Here is an 18,534-nt window from a genome sequence, read left to right as displayed (position 1 = left end):
GGTACGCGTCGGGAAGGCCCGCGAACTTGGAGGCAGGCACAGTCTTGCACCAGGCTGCACGCGCGCCAAAACGCGACACGGCCCGATCGGCCCGTGGCACAAGGGCGCACGGCGAGCGGGCCGCGCGGCCCATGCCACATTGACTCAGGCGGAGTCGGGGTCCTGACCACTCTCGACGACCCGGGCGGCGATCTCGCGCAGCTTGATGTTGCGGTCGAGCGACGCCTGCCGGAGCATCTCGAAGCCCTGCTTGGCCGTGATGCGGTGGCGCTCGATGAGAACGCCGACAGCATGCCCGATGAGCCGGTGGCTCTCGATGGCCTGCTCGAGCTGCTGCTCCTTCTCCGACCGCTGCCGAAGGGTGACGACCCGGTCGACCGCCTGGCCCAGCGTCTGGGCGAGCAGGTCGCCGACGATCAGCTCGTCGCTGCCCACGATGCGCGGCTCGTCGAACTGGACCCACGCGCGGCACTCGGAGTCCTGCGACGTGGGCAGGAGCAGCAGTCCCTCGCGCTTGTCGCCGACGAGGTCGTCGTGGGCGTGCGGCGTCGACTCGAGCCCCTCGCGCACGACGTCGTCGAGCTCCGACGGCTGGACGCGCCCGCGAGGTGACAGCACGACGACGTCGCCCTTGTCGTCGGCGACGCGCAGCGTGACCTCGCCGTCGAAGAGCACGGTGAAACCGGTGACGGCGGTCGACAGGGCCTGGTCGAGGCTCTCAGCGGCAGCGAGCTCCACGGCGACCCGACCGGCGAGCTCGCGGCGCATCCGGGCCTCGCGCTCACGGGTCTCGTCGCGGGCCACCCCGAGGACGAAGCCGCCGTGGTCGGGCGTCTCGGGGACGCTCGCGGCCCGCGTGTGCACCCAGGCCTCGCCACCGCCCCGCCGGCGGATGCGGTAGTGCTCGTCGAGGAAGGGCCGGCCCGTCTGCAGCAGCTCGACGCGACGTACGTGCGCCTCGTGCTCGGCGGGGTCCTCGTCGGCGGGCACCCACCACGGGTAGGGCGGCGAGAACGGGCCGTCGGACAGCGACCAGCCGTAGTCGCGGGTGAAGGCGTCGTTGAGCTCGACCACGGTGCCCTCGGCGTCGGCCACGACGAGCGGCTCCTGGATGGCCCCGAGGATCGCCCGGAGCCAGGCCGCGTCGCGCGAGCGCGACCGTGAGCGAACGAGGTTGGCGGCCAGCCGCGCCCGCAGCTCGGCCTGATCGAAGGGCTTGACGACGTAGTCGTCGGCGCCCATGGTCAGGCCGATCGTGCTCGCCTCGACGCCCGCGCGGGCCGAGAGAAGGATGACGGGCAGGTCGCGCAGGGCGGGGTCGTCGCGGATCTCACGCACGAGGGTGAGGCCGTCCATGCGCGGCATCATGACGTCGGCCAGGACGATGTCAGGTCGGCGGTCCCGCATCTGCGCCAGGGCCTCGACGCCGTCACGGGACGTCACGACGTCGTAGTCGGCGCGCAGGTGCCGGGTGACGTGCCAGCGCATGTCCGGGTTGTCCTCGACGACGAGCAGCGTCGGGCGGCCCGTGACCGCAGGCTCGCCCGCGGCGGCCGGCTGCTGGCGCCGGTCGGTGGTCTCGGCGCGGTCGTCGCGCCGGGCGGGCACGTCCCACGCCTCGGCCTCGCTGATGAACGACGCTGCCGTCCGCGGGGTGATCGAGGGCCGGCTGGCCGACCGTGTCGGGGGCTCCCCCCACGGCAGGCGGACCGTGAAGGTGCTCCCCCGGCCCTCCTGGCTGGCGAGCGAGATGGTGCCGCCGAGCAGGCCGACGAGCTGACGGACGATGGACAGGCCGATGCCGGCCCCCTCACGCGACCGGCGTTCGTCGCTGCCGGCCAGCTGGCGGAACCGGTCGAAGACGTGGTCGCGGTCCTTCGCGGGGATCCCGATGCCGGTGTCGCTCACCGAGACCTGGTAGCCGTCGGCGTCGCCCGTGAGGGTCAGCCCGATGCGGCCATGAGGGGTGAACTTGAGCGCGTTGGACAGCAGGTTGAGCACGATGCGCTCGAACATGTCGAGGTCGACGTGCGCCACGCGCCCGAGGTCGTCGCACTCGACGACGAGCTCGAGCCCCATCCGCTCGATGGCAGGACGGAAGTTGGCCGCGATGCCGCTCGTCACCGAGGTGACGTCGACGGCGACCCAGTGCGGCTCGACGGCGCCGGCCTCGACGCGGGTGAGGTCGAGGATGCGGTCGACGAGCCCCGTCAGACGATCCGTGTTGCGGGCGATCATCTCGAAACGGCGACGCGTGTCGTCGTCGAGCCCGTCCTCGGCGAGGGCGTCCTGCACCGGCCCGGCGATGAGGGCGAGCGGCGTGCGCAGCTCGTGGCTGACGTTGGCGAAGAAGTCGGACTTGGCCGTGTCGAGCTCGCTGAGCGCCTCCGCACGGTCACGGTCGTCGTTGCGTCGGCGGACGACGCTCAGCGCCGTCGCGACGTGCGAGGCGCACAGCTCGGCGTACGCCTGGAGCTGCGCGTCCCAGGGCCTTCGCGGATTGGCCCTCAGCAGCAGCAGCGCGCGGGGCTCGGTGAGCCCCGGCTCGAGCACGGGCACCACGTGCACGCCCTGCTCGGCGTGGCCGGACGGATGGATGCCGTGCCCGGGCCGGTCGTCCTCGACCCAGACGAGGTCGGCCTCGAGATGGTCTGGGGTGTGGGCGCGCAGCACCTCGAGGGCGCGGTCGCGCACCTGGTCACGGTGCTCCGGCGCGGGGGCGCTGGTGAGGGACTCGAACAGCTCGAGGGCTGCCGTGGCGCGGCGGACCGCGAGCACCTTGTCGGTCGTCTCGACGGCCACGTTGAGGATGCCGGCGACGGTGCCGTCGGCGTCGTGGATGGCGCCGTAGGACCACGTGAAGTAGGCCTCCTCGAGGAAGCCGAAACGGTCGACGACGAGCAGCTCGTCCTCGACCCAGGTCGCCGGGCCACCGCTCAGCACGCCGTCGAACATCGGCCCGATGACGTCCCAGACCTCGGGCCACACCTGGGCCACGGGGCGGCCGAGGGCCGCGGGGTGCTTGCTCCGGCCGAGCAGGGTGCGGTAGCCGTCGTTGTAGACCATCGCGAGCTCGGGCCCCCAGCACACGAGCATGGGGAAGCCCGACGACAGGCAGATGTCGACGATGGAGCGCAGGTTGTCGGGCCACGTCTCGACCGGGCCCAGCGGGGTGGTCGCCCAGTCCGTGCGGGCGAAGAGGTCCTGCATCTCGGCCGAGCGTGGGACGGGTGCGCCGAGGGCGTCCCCGGGACCACCGTTCAGGGCGGCGTCACCATCGGGGTGTGGAGGGGTCACACGACCTCCGGAACATGGAACACGGGACTGCCTCCGGCGGCATACAGCGGTACCGATGCCCCGTCTGCTCGAGGCTGGCACAGTGTTGCACACGGCACTGCCGTCGCGGCGGCCTCGCTAGCGGTCGGGTCGCCAGACCACCAGTGCCTGCGACGCCGGGGTGCGTGGCGGGCGCTGGCCGGGCCGGACCGCCACGACCTCGCCTCGGGGTCCGACCGCGAAGACGCGAGAGCCCGACGCTCCGGCGGCCAGAGCCGCACGGGCGGTGGTGAGCTCGGCGGTCAGCTCGTCGACCCGTGACCGGAGCGCGGAGACGTGGTTCTCGAGGTCGAGGATGCGCTGGATGCCCGTGAGCGAGACGCCCTCCTGCGAGAGGCGCTGCACCTCGCGCAGCAGGGCGACGTCACGCGTGCTGTAGCGCCGGCCCCCACCACGCGTGCGCGAGGGCGACACGAGGCCGAGACGGTCGTACTGCCGCAGCGTCTGCGCGTGCATGCCGGCCAGCTCGGCCGCGACGGAGATGACGAAGACGGGTGCGTCGTCGTCGTGCCCACCGGGCCGTGCACTCCTGCGAGCCATTCTCGCCACCTCCTTCTCGTGTCAGCGTCTCGTGTCAGTCGTCGCCATGGCGGATGCGGTCAGGCGCGGGCGCGCTCGAACAGCTCGGCCCGGGGGTCGTGCCCGCTCTCTGCCGCAGCCATCTTCTCGACGGCCTCGCGGGCCTCGTCGGTCAGTCGCTGCGGCACGACGACCTGCACCTTGGCGAGCAGGTCGCCCGTGCGGTCGCCACGCCTGACGCCGCGGCCCTTGAGCCGCAGCACGCGGCCGCTCGGGGTGCCGGCCGCCACCTTGACCTTGACCTGGCCGCCGTCGAGGGTCGGCACGGCGACGGTCGCGCCGAGCGCGGCCTCGGCGAACGTCACGGGCAGGTCGATCGTCAGGTTGTCGCCGTCACGGCCGAAGACCGGGTGCTTGTCGACCGCGACCGTGAGGATGAGGTCGCCGGCCGGAGCGCCGGGGTCGCCCGGGCGGCCCTTGCCGCGCAGGCGGATCCGCTGGCCGTCCTTGACGCCGGCGGGGATGCGGGCGTTGATCCGCCCGAGGTCGGGCGAGCTCAGCGAGACGGTCGAGCCCTCGACGGCCTCGCGGAAGCCGATGCGCGTGCTGGCCTGCACGTCGGCGCCGGGACGAGGACCTGCAGGCGCGCCGTAGCCGCCGTAGCCCGCACCGGGGGCACCGGCACCGGGCGCACCCGGCCCACCACCGAACATCTGGCCGAGGATGTCCTCGAGGTTGGGCTGGCCGCCCGCGCCCCCGGTGTTGAAACGCATCCGCTGGCCGCCGGGACCACCTGCACCACCGAACGCGGAGAAGATGTCCTCGAAACCGGCTCCGCCGCCGCCGGGGCCACCCGCGGTGAAGCGGGCGCCGCCGTGCGACATGGCGCGGATGGCGTCGTACTCGCGACGCTGCTCGGGGTCGGACAGGACGGCATACGCCTCGCCGATCTCCTTGAAGCGCTCCTCCGCCTTGGCGTCTCCGACGTTGTGGTCGGGGTGCATCGTGCGGGCGAGCTTGCGGTAGGTCTTCTTGATCGTCGCCGCGTCGGCGTCCTGGGGCACGCCGAGGATGCCGTAGAAGTCCTTCTCGAACCAGTCCTGGCTAGCCAAGGCGCACCTCCTTCGTCACGGTGGGACTCACGCTGCTCCCATCATCGGGTATGCCGCCGGGCTGCGCGTGCAGCCCGGCGGCGGACGTCTCAGGCAGGGTCGGCAACCGACACCCGCGCGGCACGGACGAGCCGGTCACCGATGCGGTAGCCCGGCTGGAGCACCTGCACGACGGTGGTGCCCGTCGCACCCTCGGGCAGCTCGGCCTCGACGTGCATGAGGGCCTCGTGCACGTTCGGGTCGAACTCCTGGCCCGCCTCGCCGAGGCGCTCGACGCCGTAGCGGCCGAGCGTCGCCTCGAGCTTGTCGGCGATCGCCGCGAAGGGGCCTCCGGAGAGGTCGCCTGCCTGGCGGGCCATGTGGATGTCGTCGAGCACCGGAAGCAGCGACTCGACGACGCTGCCCACCGCCGAGTGGCGGATGAGCTCACGGTCGCGGTCGACGCGCTTCTTGTAGTTGACGTACTCGGCCTGCAGTCGCTGCAGGTCGGCGAGCAGCGTCGCGGCCATGGTGTCCTCCTCGGCGAGGGCGACACCCTCCGACTCGGCAGACTCGGCGTCGCCGTTCGGAGCGTGGTCGTACTCGTCCTCGCCGCCCGGCTCCGACGAGGCGCCGGGGCCGCCCTCGTAGTACGTGTGGTGACGCTTGTCGCCGGTCTGCGCCTGCTCCTGCTGGGAGCCGTTGCCGGGGGCCGGGGTGCCGGCAGCGTCACCGCTGCCGGCACCCTGTGCACCCGTGGCGGCACCGGTGGCGGCCACGTCGGGCTGGTCGCCCGCCTCGCCGTCGCTCGCGGGCCGGGTCGACTCGGTCACTTGGCTTCCTTGGCCTCGTCGTCGTCGACGACCTCGGCGTCGACCACGTCGTCGTCGGCGGCACCGGCCGACTCACCGGCGGCGTGCGAGCCGTCCTGGGAGTCGGTGGAGCCGGCCGCGCCGGCGTTGGCCTGCTCGGACGCGTAGACCGCCTGGCCCATGGCCTGCGACTTGGTGTTGAGGTCCTCGACCTTGGCCTTGATGTCGTCGGCGCTGGCCTCGGAGCCCTCGGCGATGGCGGCCTTGAGGTCGGCGAGCGACTCCTCGACCGGCGTCTTCACGTCGGCGGGGATCTTGTCGCCCGACTCCTTGAGGAAGTTCTCGGTCGAGAAGACGAGCTGCTCGGCCTGGTTCCTGACCTCGGCCTCCTCGCGACGCTTCCTGTCCTCGTCGGCGTGTGCCTCGGCGTCCTTGACCATGCGGTCGATCTCGTCCTTGGACAGGGCCGAGCCGCCGGTGATCGTCATCTTCTGCTCCTTGCCGGTGCCCTGGTCTTTGGCACTGACGTTGACGATGCCGTTGGCGTCGATGTCGAAGGTGACCTCGATCTTGGGCACGCCGCGGGGTGCCGGCGCGATGCCGGTCAGCTCGAAGGTACCGAGCGACTTGTTGTGCTGCGCGATCTCGCGCTCACCCTGGAAGACCTGGATGAGGACCGACGGCTGGTTGTCGTCGGCGGTGCTGAAGATCTCGGAGCGCTTCGTCGGGATCGCGGTGTTGCGCTCGATGAGCTTGGTGAAGAGGCCACCCTTGGTCTCGATGCCGAGCGAGAGGGGCGTGACGTCGATGAGCAGGACGTCCTTGCGCTCGCCCTTGAGGACACCGGCCTGCAGGCTCGCGCCCATGGCGACGACCTCGTCGGGGTTGACGCCCTTGTTGGGCTCCTTGCCGCCGGTCAGCTCCTTGACGAGGTTCGTGACGGCCGGCATACGGGTGGACCCACCGACGAGCACGACGTGGTCGATGTCGGCGACCTTGATGCCGGCGTCCTCGATGACCTTGTGGAACGGCGCCTTGGTGCGGTCGAGGAGCGACTTCGTCATCTGCTCGAACTGGGCGCGGGTGAGGTTCTCGTCGAGGTGGATCGGGCCCTCGGGCGTCATCGAGATGTACTGCGCCGAGATGTTGGTGCTCGTCGCGGTGGACAGCTCCTTCTTGGCGCGCTCGGCCTCGTCGCGGAGGCGCTGCATCGCGATCTTGTCCTTGGAGAGGTCCTGGCCCGTCTTGTTCTTCACCTGCGTGATGAGGTGCTGGACGACGACGTCGTCCCAGTCGTCGCCACCGAGGTGGTTGTCACCGTTGGTGGCGCGCACCTGGATCGTGGCGAAGCCGTCCTCGGCGTCCTTGCCGACCTCGAGGAGGGACACGTCGAACGTGCCACCACCGAGGTCGAAGACGAGGATGAGCTCGTCCTCCTTGCCCTTGTCGAGGCCGTACGCGAGCGCCGCGGCCGTGGGCTCGTTGACGATGCGCAGCACGTTGAGGCCTGCGATCTCGCCGGCCTCCTTGGTGGCCTGGCGCTCGGCGTCGTCGAAGTAGGCGGGGACGGTGATGACGGCGTCGGTCACGGTCTCACCGAGGTAGGACTCGGCGTCGCGCTTGAGCTTCTGGAGGATGCGGGCGCTGATCTCCTGCGCCGTGTAGGTCTTGCCGTCGATCTCGGGCGACTTCCAGTCGGTGCCCATGTGGCGCTTGACGGAACGGATCGTCCGGTCGACGTTGGTGACGGCCTGGCGCTTGGCGACCTCGCCGACGAGCACCTCGCCGTTCTTGGAGAACGCGACGACGGACGGCGTCGTGCGCCCGCCCTCGGCGTTCGCGATGATGCTCGGCTCGCCGCCCTCGAGGACGGAGACGGCCGAGTTGGTGGTACCGAGGTCGATGCCGACGGCACGTGCCATGGGTGACTCCTTGTTGGTCTGGGTGGATCCGGGGGTACCGGTCCGGGAAGCTGCTGTGGAACTGGCCCTCGCTCAATGTGCTCCGCCCGGCCCGTGATTGTCAAAGCCGGACTCGCAAATCTTGCGCTCACTGGACTCAACTCTTGGTTCGGGGACTTTGTTCCACGCGCCGGGGATCTTTTGCGGGGTGCCTCGGCGCGGCGCCCGGCACGCGGGGCGCGCGCACCGAGATATCGAGATGACGACCCGCGGGTCCCGGCGCAGCCTCCAGCGGGGGCTCAGGCGGTCCGACGCTGGTCGAAGGCCTCGCGCAGCGGGGTCAGGTCGGCCGCCGGGACGTGCTCTCGCGCAAGGGCGTAGGTCTCGTCGACGAGGGCGACGAGCGCGCGGACGGCGTCGTGCGGCGGTGCGACGAGCAGCTCGCGGATGCGCCGGGCCAGTCCGTCCGGTCGGTGCGGCAGCAGCGACTCCTCCCAGTCGAGCCACTTGTGGAACGGGTGCGGCATCCAGACGCGGCCCAGGCCGAAGAGGGCGTCGAGGACGCCCTGCACGCCGTCGACCAGGTCGCGGTGCAGCAGCAGCACGTCGTCACGGGCCGCCAGCATCTCGAGGCGCTCGCGACTGCGCAGGTCGAGGCCGTGCTCCACCATCGCCACGGCGAGCGCCTCGGGATAGTCGGCGCAGCGGGCCCGCCACGCGTCGACGACGGCGTGCCCGTGCAGCGGTATGCCGTCGCGCAGCGCGGTGACGCGCACCTGCAGCTCGGCGTCGGTGTCGCCCGCGAGCGCCCCGGCGAGGTAGGCGTCGATGGTCGAGGTGACGAAACCGCTGACGTCGATCTTGACGCCGTCGACGAGCATTCCATCGGCCCACTCGTGCTCGTCCTCCTCCGCGTAGACGCGGTCGAACCCCACTCCCTCGACCGCCGCCTCCCGGTCGGCGACCGACGGCGGGGAGGTCCAGTAGACGTCGAGCTCGATGTCGGAGGACGCGTCGGCGAGACCCCGCGCGACCGACCCACCGACGAGCGCTGCCGCGACTCGGTCGTTGGCGGCATACGCACGGACTGCCTTGTGCGCGATGGCGACCCGGCGCGCGACCTCGTCGACCTGCGGGGTCGTGGTCATGACGTGACGGCCGCCGGGATGCGCACGCTGGACACGGTCGTCAGCACGGGGTGCGCGTCGTCACCGTCGCGCACCTCCCCACCGCGCCAGACGATGGAGAGGTCCCGTCCCTGGACCGTGAGCTCGGCGAGGCAGTTGTCGAACCACGGACCGTCGGTGACCCTCCACGGGTAGGCCGGGTCGGGCACGTGCTTCGAGTGACCGGCGACGAACCGCATGGGCCGCACGAGGCCGCGGGCGAAAAGCGACATCATGACGCGCACGCCCCGCGGCATCGGGTTGCGGATCGGCGAGCAGACCGCCTGGACGACGCGCGACCGGGCGCCGTGCCGCGACCGGGCGTCGACAACCTCGGCGACGTAGGAGTTGTGCACGTCGCCCGACAGGAAGACGACTATGGCGGGCGGCTTGCCGCGCTCGCCGCGCGCCACCTCCATCACCGACTCGAAGACCTCGACGAAGCCGTCGTTGAAGGCCGCCCAGTGCTCGAGGTCGACCGACTGGCGGACCTTCTCCGCCTGCCGGGCGATGAACCGGCCGCGGGTGCCCATGGCGAGCACCTCGTCGATCGCCTCGAAGTCGTGCAGGCCGGGCGGCAGCATGAACGGCAGGGAGGTGCCGATGAGCAGGTGCTCGACGTCGCCGGTGAGCTGCTCGTCGAGCCACTGCATCTCGTCGGGGTCGAGCATCGAGCGGTGGTGCGGCTCGAGCACCCTGGCGGCGCGGGAGTCGACGACGACGAGCCGGCTGTCACCGAGGTCGCGACGAAAGCTCCACCGGTAGACCTCCGGGTGCCGGTCGGAGCGCCGGGCGAGGTCGAAGACCTCGTCGGTGAGGTCGAGCTCCGAACCGCCGTCGCCCGGGTCGGCCGCTGCCGCAAGGGCCTTGGCATAGATCTCGTCATCGGCCAGCTGGCCCGGGGACAGGTTGCCGATGTGCTGGTAGACCCAGTAGGACGCGAGCCCGCCCATGAGCCGCTCGTGCCACCACGCCGTCCGGTTGATCTCCTGGTGCCAGGTCCACGAGGTGTTCCAGTCGTCGCGGATGTCGTGGTCGTCGAAGATCATGCAGCTCGGCACGGTGGAGAGCAGCCAACGGTTCGCGTCGTCGTTCCAGGCGAGCCAGTAGAGGTGGGCGTACTCCTCGTAGTCCTTGATCTCCTCACCCGGTGGCTGCTCGATGTCGCGCCGGCCCGCGATGAACTCGCGCATCGCCTCGGACGTCTCGTCGGCATACACCTGGTCGCCGAGGAAGGCCACGAGGTCGGGCCACTCCTCCTCGCCGCGCGACAGGGCGAGCGCGAGGGTGCGCAGGGCGTCGACGCCGTTGGTGCGGTGGCCCTCGCGGTCGTGCGGGACGGTCGTGCGGCACGACCCGAAGAGCAGCCGGGTCGGGCGCGTGCGGTCGATGGTGCGGATGCGGGACGGCGGGAACGGGCTGTCGGGCTCGGGCCACACGAGGGCGCCGTCGATGGTCACGGTGTAGTCCCAGCTGCCGCCCGGCTCCAGCCCGTCGACGACGACGAGCGCGTAGTGGTGACCCTTGACCGAGAACGTCGGGGCGCCCCACGAACGGCCCCCGGCCTCGACGGCGACGCGCGCGGGGCCTGCGGTCTCGACCCACACGGTCGCGTCCGTCTCACCGACGTAGCGCAGCATGGGGCCGAGGACGAGGGAGCGCTCTTGGTCGGTCATACCCCAAGGCTTACTGCACGCGGGGGTGCTCGTGGGACGAATCGCCTGTCAGGTCGCTGTGGGGTGCGTGCCCGGCCGCGTGCCCACGTCCGCGCCGAGGTGGGTCTCGAGGAAGGCCAGCGTGCGTTCCCAGGCGTCGGCGGCCACGTCGGCGTTGTACCTCGACGGCGAGTCGTCGTTGAAGAAGGCGTGCCCCACGCCGTGGTAGACGCGCGCCGTGAAGTCCACCCCGGCGCCGGCCATCCGCCCCTCGAGCTCCGGGACGCCGTCGGTGATCCCGTGGTCGTCCTCCCCGTAGAAGGCGAGGACCGGACAGCCGATCGTGGCGGGGTCGGCGTGCTCGGGGAACGTGCCGTAGAACGGGACCGCGGCGCGCAGCCGGGCATCGGCAGCCGCGAGGGCGAAGGCGTACGTGCCGCCGAAGCAGAAGCCGACGACGGCGACCCGGCCCTCGACCCCCGGCTCGCCCACCAGGGAGTCGACGACCGCCGTCAGCGCGGGCACGGCCCAGGCGGCGAACTCCGGCTGCCGGGCCGGGGTCGTGGCCGCCCGCAGCCGCGGCTGGGCAGCCAGGCGCTCCTCCTCGGTGCCGTGCGACACGAGGTCGAAGAGGCGCGCGCCGACCTCCGGGGTGAGCCCGACGTGGCGCAGCAGGTCGGGCGCGACGGCGACGTAGCCCTCCGCGGCGAAGCGGTCGGTGACGTCCTTGACGTGGTCGGTCAGGCCCCAGATCTCCTGGATGACGACGACGGCACCGCGGGGCTCGCCCGACGGGTCGGCGCGGTAGGCGGTGAGGTCGTGGTCGGGGAAGTCGGTCATCGTGCCCATGGGACAGTCCTACTCCCCCGTGCTGGGTGCGCGTCGACCGGCGCCGCCCGCACACCTCGCGGTACGCGACACCGCGTATGCCGTGTGCCGGCGTCCCCGAGCGGTGCCTCAGGCGCGGCTGGCACGTCGTCGGGCGGGTCGGTCGGCCGTCGCCTCGGACGTCACCACCGTCGTCACCACCGTCGTGACGGACGGTGTGCGTGGGGTCGACGAGAAGCCGAACCGGCAGGGCGGGTCGACCGGTGCGAGCCCGCCCAGCGGTGCGCCCTCGAGACTCCCGGCCATGCCGACCACCCGGTGCAGGTCGGTAGCCCCGTAGAACTCCTGCCGCCCCTCGAGGGCCGTGCCGCGGGTTCGCACGCCACGCAGGGCGACTCGCGCCATCGGGTCGACCATCGTGGTCCACGCGGGACTCGCCGCGACGGCGGCGGGGACGACGCGCAGCAGCCGGCCCAGCGGCATACGCCCACCGACGGACAGGTCGAGGGTCAGCGACGGCGAGCGCACCTTCCACCCCTCCGCCGTCCGCGTCACGTGGACCGCCTCCAGGCGAACCTCGTCGAACGCATACGTCGCCTCGACGAAGGCGGCGACCTCGGCCGTCGGCGCGAGCAGCAGGCGGTGCCCGGCAGGCGTCTCGACCATCGCGTCGCCGAACGGCCCGAGGGGTGTGCGGTCCCACGACCCGACGACCACGCGCACCCCGGAGGTCGAACCGACGCCGGCGATGCGGCCGTGGAAGCGGTGGACGCTCATTCGACCCGGTTCACCGTCTCGTCGATGCCGTCGACGATCCTCGAGTAGTCGTCGGTCGGCGAACCGCCGAGCACCGACCCCCACGCAGGCACGAGCTCGGCGCCGTAACGGTGACCGTAGCCGTCGGGTGGGTCGTGGCCGACGGCCATGTCGGTCGTCAGCTGCCAGAAGGTGACGAACGGGATCCACGTGACGTCCGGGTTGACGTCGCGCCCGCGCGGCTCACGCAGCCAGTCGGGCTCGGCCCCCAGGAGGGCAGGGTTCCACCACACGACGGGGTCGGAAGGGTGCTGCGCGTAGACGAAGCGCGGGAAGTCCCACGTGCCGTAGTCGCGGCCGTAGTAGTCGTGGGTCAGCTGGTCGCCGCTCGCGGCGAAGCGGATGTGCCGGCCGTCGTCGACCACCGGGAGGATCTCGGGCGAGCCCTCGGTGCGCCGCGTCGTCAGCGACGTGACGATGCCCGTGAAGCTCGGGGTGCCCACCCACACCCCGCCCTGGGCCCGGGCCATCATGTCGTCGGCATCGGCGAAGGCGGCCTGGCCACCGTACGCGCCCAGCGACTCGCCGCCGACGACCAGCTGTGCACGGTCGTCCTCGGGAAGCGCCCGCCAGACGGCATACACCTTGTCGAAGAGCGCCTTGCCCGCCTCGCGGGGGGTGTCGCGGTCGGTCATGATCGACATCGCGCTCGGCAGGTAGGAGTACTGCATCGCGGCGATGGCGCTGTCACCGTTGGCGAGGTACTCGACCGCCTGCGCCGACCAGTCGTCGACCCAGCCGGTGCCCGTCGTCGTGAACACGGCCAGGACCCGGCGGTGGAAGGCGTTGGTGCGCTTCAGCTCGGCCACGACGGCGTCGGCGACGTCGGCCACGCTGCGGTCGCCGGTGCGCCCCGCGTAGACACGGATCGGGTCGATGGCCCCGCGCCCGGTCGCGCGCGAGATCTGCGCTGCCGTCGGCGCGCTCGTGACGAACATCTGGCCCTGGTAGCCGAGCGTGTCGTAGCGCTCGAAGGAACCGAAGCTGCCCGACAGCAGCGGCGACGTCGGCGCGGAGCGACCGCTCGGCGGGCTCGAGTTCACCTGTGCGGCAATGCCGGCGAAGGCCTGCATGCCGCGGTGGAGCAGCACGCTGTCGGTCACCCAGGCCGTCGCCAGCGCGACGACGACGACGGCGATGACGCTCGCGAGCGCCCCGGGCAGCACGTGTCCGGCGGCCTCGGCGAGGTGGTGCGTCGCGCTGCGCAGACCCCGCGCGATGGCGATGAACACGACGGCGATGACGGTGGCGAGAGCCAGCGCGAGGGCCCAGTCGCCGGGGTCGAGGGGCGCCAGCCCGACGACCGCCGCGGTGCGGGCCTGGGCACGCACGTTGGCGACGGTGAGGCCGAGCACGGCGACGGCGGTGAAGACGGGAGCGGCGACCAGCAGCCAGTGCCGGGCCTCGCCGCTGACCGTGACCCGCAGGTCGATCAGCCGTGCGACGGTGCGCACCAGCCACGACACGGTGGCGCCGAGGGCGTAGCCGGCGACGGCGCAGAGCCCGCTGATGAGGCCCTGGTAGTACCAGGTGCGCGGCAGCAGGCTCGGCGACATCGACGTCAGGAAGTACGCGGCGCCGAAGAACAGGCCGGTGCGCGACAGGTGCCACCACGGGCGGCCGACGCGCCCGGGTGAGCGCGGACCGGACCCCTGGGACATGACTCAACAGTAGGTGGGTGCATGGGGAGTCCGCCTCCGGATTGCCCCCTACGGGAACACCCGGGCAGGCGGCCGTCCCGGCCGGCGGCAGGTGCCTGCAGGATGGGAGCATGCGCCACCCCGACGAGCGGACCACGACGTTCACCCGACACGGCCTCACGTTCGAGGTGACCGACACCGGGCCAGTCGAGGGTGAGGTCGTGGTGCTGCTGCACGGCTTCCCGACCGACCGCTCGAGCTGGGACCGCGTCGCCGGCCGCCTGAACGAGAGCGGCCTGCGCACCCTCGCACCCGACCAGCGCGGCTACTCGCCGGGTGCGCGGCCGGCAGAGGTGGGGGCCTACCGTCTCGAGGAGCTCGTGGCCGACGTGCTCGCTCTCGTCGACGCGTCCGGCCGGGAGCGCGTGCACCTCGTCGGGCACGACTGGGGCGGCGCCGTCGCCTGGCTGGTCGCGGCGAACCACCCGCACCGCATCGCCTCGCTCACCGTGCTGTCGACGCCGCACCCCGCCGCCATGGGCCGGGCGTGGCGCCGGGGCGTCGAGCAGAAGCGCAAGTCCTGGTACATGGCCGCCTTCCAGGTGCCGCGCCTGCCCGAGCGGGCGGTGTCCGCCCGCTTCGAGTCGCTCATGGCGCGCTCGGGGCTGCCCGCCGAGGACCGCGGCAGGTATGCCGCACGGCTGGCCCACCACGACGCGCTCGCCGGGCCGATCAACTGGTACCGCGCCGCCCGTCGTTCGCACGTGCGGGCGCACCGGGTCGAGGTGCCCACGACCTACGTGTGGGGCAGCCGCGACCCGTTCCTCGGGCGCACGGCCGCGGAGCTGACCCGCGAGCACGTGACGGGCGACTACGAGTTCGTCGAGCTCGACGCCGGGCACTGGCTGCCCGAGACCCGGGACGAGCAGGTCGCCTCGGCCATCGTGCGCCGCGTCACGCGTGATGCGGGGAACACCGGGGTGCGCGGGTAGGTTTCACGTCCGTGAAGATCGACATCTGGTCCGACATCGTGTGCCCGTTCTGCTACCTCGGCAAGCGGCGCCTGGAGGCCGCCATCGCGCAGTTCGAGCACGCCGACGAGCTCGACGTGCAGTGGCACAGCTTCGAGCTGGACCGCGGCGCCGAGCCCGTGTCGGACGTCCCGCTGGTCGACCTCGTCGCCGCCAAGTACGGCACCACCCGCGAGCAGGCCGTGGCGCAGCACCGGTCGATGGCTGCCGCAGCCACCGAGCTCGGGCTCCAGTTCAACTGGGAGCAGGCCCGCTACGGCAACACCTTCGACGCGCACCGCGTCGTGCACCTCGCCGCCGAGCACGGCCTGGCCGATGCCGCCCACGAGCGCCTCATGCGCGCCTACTTCACCGATGGCCTGGCTGTCGGCGACCGCGAGACCCTCGTCCGGCTCGCCACCGACATCGGCCTCGAGGCCGACGCCGTGCGGGACATGCTCGACTCCGACGACTTCGGCAACCACGTGCGCAGCGACGAGGCCACCGCGAAGATGCTCGGCATCGAGTCGGTGCCGTTCTTCGTGCTCGACCGCAAGTACGGCGTCTCCGGCGCGCAGCCCGTCGAGGTCTTCAGCCAGGCCCTGGAGACGGCCTGGGCGACCCGGCACGAGGTGCCCGAGCCGGTGGCCGCCGGCGGTGGGTGCGGCGGAGGCTGCGGCGCCGGCGGGTGCGGAGGCGTCTGCGGGGCCTGACCCCGACACCCCGTCGTCCTCCAACGCGCCCGCGCGCCCTCCGGACGCGTAAGGTACCGCTCGCCGGTCGACGAAAGGCGCTCATGGGCAGGCACACCGACCCCGCGGATCCGGGGTCACGGCGCGCCGTCATCCTGACGCTGACGGCCTCCGCGCTGCTCGTGCTGGCCGGTGTCGTGATCCTCCGCTCGGCAGGTGACCTGCGCCTGGGACATGCCGGGCCGGGACCGTCGCCCACGAGCACGCCCACGAGCACCATCGGCGAGCTGAGCGCGCCGGCGCCCGGCCCGCTCACGTCGCCGACGCCCGCCACGTCGTCGGTGTCGCCACCCACCGGACAGCTGCCCACGCGGGTCCGCGAGGCCGTGGCCGAGCAGGTCGTCTCGCTCGTCAACGCGGAGCGCGCCCGCGCCGGCTGCGCGCCGGTCGCGACCCACGCCCTGCTGGCTCGGGCGGCCCAGGACCACAGCGCCGACATGGCCGCGCGCTCCTACTTCTCGCACACGAGCCCCGACGGTCGCACCTTCGCGCAGCGCATCCGGGCCGCGGGCTGGGCCGGGGGTGCCCTCGCCGAGAACATCGCGGCCGGCCAGGTCAGCGCCATGGCGGTCATGCAGGCCTGGATGGGCAGCGCCGCACACCGGGCGAACATCCTGAACTGCGCCTACCGCGACATCGGCGTCGGCTACGCCACGGGCGGCCGCTACGGCACGTACTGGACGCAGGCCTTCGGCGCCTGAGGCCCTCTAGGTTGGTTGCCATGCAGCCGTGGCACTCGCAGGACCAGCACGTCGTGCGGCTCGACTGGGGCCCCACGGCCGCCGGGGCGCTCACCGCGTATGCCGTCGCGGCCGGGTCGCCGGTGTGTGCCGTCGTCGTCGACGTGCTGAGCTTCACCACGTGCGTGTCGGTCGCCGTCGACGCCGGAACCACGGTTCACCCCTACCCCTGGAAGGACGACTCGGCGACGACCTTCGCGGCGGAGCGCGGCGCGACTCTCGCGGTGCCCCGCAGTCGGTCCCGCGCGGGGGGCGGGGTGAGCCTCTCGTCGTCGTCGATCCGGGCCGCCGGCCCCCTGCGCGACCTCGTGCTGCCCTCCCCGAACGGCTCGACGATCGCCGCGCGCCTCGCCGGGGCCGGCGCCCAGGTCGTGGCGGCCTCGCTGCGCAACCGCTCGGCGGTGGCAGCGTGGCTCGTCGACTGGCTCGACTCGACGGTCGGGGCTGCGACCGCGCCGGCCGTCGTCGTGGTGCCGGCCGGCGAGCGCTGGCCCGACGCCTCGCTGCGGCCCGCGGTCGAGGACCTCTGGGGCGCGGGCTCGGTCGTCGCCGCCCTGGCCGGGCTGCTCGAGCACCGAGCCGGGCCCCTGCTGCTCAGCCCCGAGGCCGAGGCGGCAGGCACCGCCTGGCTCACCGTCGAGCACCGCGTCGACGAGGCCCTCGAGGCGTGCGCCAGCGGACGCGAGCTCGTCGAGCAGGGCTGGCCCGACGACGTCGCCGTCGCCGGCGAGCTCGACACGTCGCAGGTGGTGCCGGTGCTCGCAGACGGCGCCTTCACGGCATACGGCCGCTGACGCCTACTGCCCGATCGCCGTCCAGAAGGCCGACGCGGCGCGCGACGGCCGACCCGTGCGGCGCTCCGACCAGTCCGCCGACGTCATGAGGGCGGTCACGGCGTTGACCCCGATCCAGCGCAGCGGCTCGGGCTCCCAGTCGCGCGACGTCCGCCCGGCCCACGGGAGAGTCGAGAGCTCCTCGGGGTCGTCGCCACTGATCATGGCGGCGAGGGTGCGCCCCGCGAGCGCGGAGGTCGCGACACCGTCGCCGACGTAGCCGCCCGCGAAGGCGAGGCCGGTGTGGCGGTCGTGGCGCACCGACGGGAACCAGTCACGGGGGACGCCGAGGTTGCCGCCCCAGGAGTGGGTGAAGGTGACGCCGTCGAGCACCGGGAAGAGCTCGACGAGGATCCGCCGCAGGCTCGCGTGGACGCGTTCGTCGCGGTCGTAGAGGGGCGAGACCTTGGAGGCGTAGTGGTACGGCGCGCCCCTTCCGCCGAAGGCGATGCGGCCGTCGCGGGTGCGCTGCCCGTAGATCGTCAGGTGCCGGTTGTCGGCGAAGGTGGCGCGGCCCTCGAGGCCGATCTGCGCCCACACCTCGTCGGGCAGTGGCTCCGTCGCCGTCATGAGGGAGTAGATGGGGGCGATCGCACGGCGGCGGCCCGCGACCGTCGGGGTGTAGCCCTCGGTGGCGAGGACGACGTGCTCGGCGCGCACCGTGCCGTGGGGCGTCACGACCCGACGGCTGCGGACGTCGACGGCACTGGTGCGTTCGTGGATGACGACACCCCGTCGCTCGACGGCGTCGGCGAGCCCACGGACGAGCCGAGCCGGGTGGATCGCGGCGCAGTGCGGCGTGAACGAGCCACCGAGGGCGTCGGCGACCGAGGCGACGGCGGTCACCTCGTGCGCGTCGAGCAGCCGGTGGTCCTCCTCGCCGAAGCCCCAGGCGCGGTGGTCGGCGGCCTCCTCGCGGATCCGCTCGAGCTGCGCGGGGTTGCGAGCCACGGACAGGTAGCCGCCCTGGTCGAAGTGGCAGTCGATGCCCTCGGCGTCGGTGACCGCGCCGATGTCGGCGACCGTCTGGTGGAGGCGGCGCTGCATCCGCACCGCGGCGTCGCGACCGCGTTCCGCGGCCATCCGCTTGAGCGAGGTCGGGAAAAGGGCGGAGCACCAGCCGCCGTTGCGTCCCGAGGCGCCGAAGCCGGCGACCTCCTTCTCGATGACGGCGACGCGGATCGTCGGGTCGGTCGCCACGAGGTGGTACGCCGTCCAGAGCCCGGTGTAGCCGGCCCCCACGATCGCGACGTCGACCTCGGTGTCGGCGCCCAGTGACGCGCGGGGCTCGATGTCGTCGATCGTGTCGTGCCAGAGGCTGAGTCCCCGGTAGCCGCTCGTGGTCCTGGAGGGCGGCAAGGCGGGAGGCATGGCGGGATCATGCCATCTCGGGGCACCCTCGCAAGGCCTCCGCGGCTCATCATTTTCACTTGAA

The 18,534-nt window shown here is 72.5% G+C and carries 15 protein-coding genes; 4 read left to right on the top strand and 11 right to left on the bottom strand.

Annotation, left to right across the window (positions count from 1 at the left end; genetic code table 11):
• Positions 1–144: 144 nt before the first annotated feature.
• The 10 genes from ACFQ2V_RS07980 to ACFQ2V_RS07935 form a co-directional block, all read right to left on the bottom strand.
• Positions 145–3,297, bottom strand: a complete 3,153-nt coding sequence (locus ACFQ2V_RS07980) for an ATP-binding protein (protein ID WP_386052143.1) — start codon at positions 3,295–3,297, stop codon at positions 145–147.
• 117 nt (positions 3,298–3,414) lie between these two features.
• Positions 3,415–3,876 (bottom strand): heat shock protein transcriptional repressor HspR, encoded by a 462-nt coding sequence (locus ACFQ2V_RS07975; RefSeq protein ID WP_386052142.1) that lies wholly within the window; start codon positions 3,874–3,876, stop codon positions 3,415–3,417.
• A gap of 59 nt (positions 3,877–3,935) precedes the next feature.
• Entirely contained in the window at positions 3,936–4,967 is a 1,032-nt protein-coding gene (locus tag ACFQ2V_RS07970; protein ID WP_386052141.1) for a DnaJ C-terminal domain-containing protein, read from the bottom strand.
• Positions 4,968–5,056: 89 nt separating this feature from the next.
• Entirely contained in the window at positions 5,057–5,779 is a 723-nt protein-coding gene (locus tag ACFQ2V_RS07965; RefSeq protein WP_386052140.1) for a nucleotide exchange factor GrpE, read from the bottom strand.
• Positions 5,776–7,680, bottom strand: coding sequence for a molecular chaperone DnaK (gene dnaK / locus ACFQ2V_RS07960; protein ID WP_386052139.1), 1,905 nt, complete (start codon positions 7,678–7,680; stop codon positions 5,776–5,778). The genes ACFQ2V_RS07965 and dnaK overlap by 4 nt, the downstream gene beginning before the upstream one ends.
• Positions 7,681–7,958: 278 nt before the next feature.
• On the bottom strand, positions 7,959–8,807 hold the full coding sequence (locus ACFQ2V_RS07955) for a hypothetical protein (protein ID WP_386052138.1): 849 nt from the start codon (positions 8,805–8,807) through the stop codon (positions 7,959–7,961).
• Positions 8,804–10,501 carry an alkaline phosphatase D family protein gene (locus ACFQ2V_RS07950; protein ID WP_386052137.1) on the bottom strand — a complete coding sequence of 566 codons (1,698 nt, stop codon included), beginning with the start codon at positions 10,499–10,501 and terminating at the stop codon, positions 8,804–8,806. Before ACFQ2V_RS07950 ends, ACFQ2V_RS07955 begins: the two co-directional genes overlap by 4 nt.
• Positions 10,502–10,549: 48 nt before the next feature.
• Entirely contained in the window at positions 10,550–11,329 is a 780-nt protein-coding gene (locus ACFQ2V_RS07945) for a dienelactone hydrolase family protein (RefSeq protein ID WP_386052136.1), read from the bottom strand.
• Between the two features lie 108 nt (positions 11,330–11,437).
• Positions 11,438–12,085: a hypothetical protein gene (locus ACFQ2V_RS07940; RefSeq protein WP_386052135.1), complete on the bottom strand. Its 648-nt coding sequence runs from the start codon at positions 12,083–12,085 to the stop codon at positions 11,438–11,440.
• Complete coding sequence (locus ACFQ2V_RS07935) at positions 12,082–13,785, bottom strand: alpha/beta hydrolase (protein ID WP_386052134.1); 1,704 nt, start codon at positions 13,783–13,785, stop codon at positions 12,082–12,084. The genes ACFQ2V_RS07940 and ACFQ2V_RS07935 overlap by 4 nt, the downstream gene beginning before the upstream one ends.
• Before the next feature lie 110 nt (positions 13,786–13,895).
• Here ACFQ2V_RS07935 and ACFQ2V_RS07930 point away from each other — a divergent pair, with 110 nt between their 5' ends.
• From ACFQ2V_RS07930 to ACFQ2V_RS07915, 4 genes are all read left to right on the top strand, one after another.
• Entirely contained in the window at positions 13,896–14,756 is an 861-nt protein-coding gene (locus ACFQ2V_RS07930) for an alpha/beta fold hydrolase (protein ID WP_386052133.1), read from the top strand.
• An 11-nt stretch (positions 14,757–14,767) separates the two neighbouring features.
• Positions 14,768–15,487, top strand: coding sequence for a DsbA family oxidoreductase (locus ACFQ2V_RS07925; RefSeq protein ID WP_386052132.1), 720 nt, complete (start codon positions 14,768–14,770; stop codon positions 15,485–15,487).
• 83 nt (positions 15,488–15,570) lie between these two features.
• Positions 15,571–16,227 (top strand): CAP domain-containing protein, encoded by a 657-nt coding sequence (locus tag ACFQ2V_RS07920; protein WP_386052131.1) that lies wholly within the window; start codon positions 15,571–15,573, stop codon positions 16,225–16,227.
• Positions 16,228–16,247: 20 nt separating this feature from the next.
• The gene (locus tag ACFQ2V_RS07915) at positions 16,248–17,060 is read left to right on the top strand and encodes a 2-phosphosulfolactate phosphatase (protein WP_386052130.1); all 813 of its coding nucleotides are present in this window, start codon (positions 16,248–16,250) and stop codon (positions 17,058–17,060) included.
• Between the two features lie 3 nt (positions 17,061–17,063).
• Here the strand turns inward: ACFQ2V_RS07915 and ACFQ2V_RS07910 are convergent, their stop codons facing one another.
• Positions 17,064–18,470: an NAD(P)/FAD-dependent oxidoreductase gene (locus tag ACFQ2V_RS07910; RefSeq protein ID WP_386052129.1), complete on the bottom strand. Its 1,407-nt coding sequence runs from the start codon at positions 18,468–18,470 to the stop codon at positions 17,064–17,066.
• Between the last annotated feature and the right edge of the window lie 64 nt (positions 18,471–18,534).

Source organism: Terrabacter terrigena, from assembly GCF_042676085.1.
Taxonomy (GTDB): domain Bacteria; phylum Actinomycetota; class Actinomycetes; order Actinomycetales; family Dermatophilaceae; genus Terrabacter; species Terrabacter terrigena.
Note: the sequence above shows the minus strand (reverse complement) of the source record. Positions and strands in the feature narration are given on the sequence as shown.

What these genes read in the sequence shown, in the direction of transcription:
- ACFQ2V_RS07975 (WP_386052142.1), bottom strand. Translation starts at nt 3,876, where the DNA reads ATGGCTCGCAGGAGTGCACGGCCCGGTGGGCACGACGACGACGCACCC.
- dnaK (WP_386052139.1), bottom strand. Translation starts at nt 7,680, where the DNA reads ATGGCACGTGCCGTCGGCATCGACCTCGGTACCACCAACTCGGCCGTC.
- ACFQ2V_RS07955 (WP_386052138.1), bottom strand. Translation starts at nt 8,807, where the DNA reads ATGACCACGACCCCGCAGGTCGACGAGGTCGCGCGCCGGGTCGCCATC.
- ACFQ2V_RS07950 (WP_386052137.1), bottom strand. Translation starts at nt 10,501, where the DNA reads ATGACCGACCAAGAGCGCTCCCTCGTCCTCGGCCCCATGCTGCGCTAC.
- ACFQ2V_RS07945 (WP_386052136.1), bottom strand. Translation starts at nt 11,329, where the DNA reads ATGGGCACGATGACCGACTTCCCCGACCACGACCTCACCGCCTACCGC.
- ACFQ2V_RS07940 (WP_386052135.1), bottom strand. Translation starts at nt 12,085, where the DNA reads ATGAGCGTCCACCGCTTCCACGGCCGCATCGCCGGCGTCGGTTCGACC.
- ACFQ2V_RS07935 (WP_386052134.1), bottom strand. Translation starts at nt 13,785, where the DNA reads ATGTCCCAGGGGTCCGGTCCGCGCTCACCCGGGCGCGTCGGCCGCCCG.
- ACFQ2V_RS07930 (WP_386052133.1), top strand. Translation starts at nt 13,896, where the DNA reads ATGCGCCACCCCGACGAGCGGACCACGACGTTCACCCGACACGGCCTC.
- ACFQ2V_RS07920 (WP_386052131.1), top strand. Translation starts at nt 15,571, where the DNA reads ATGGGCAGGCACACCGACCCCGCGGATCCGGGGTCACGGCGCGCCGTC.
- ACFQ2V_RS07915 (WP_386052130.1), top strand. Translation starts at nt 16,248, where the DNA reads ATGCAGCCGTGGCACTCGCAGGACCAGCACGTCGTGCGGCTCGACTGG.
- ACFQ2V_RS07910 (WP_386052129.1), bottom strand. Translation starts at nt 18,470, where the DNA reads ATGCCTCCCGCCTTGCCGCCCTCCAGGACCACGAGCGGCTACCGGGGA.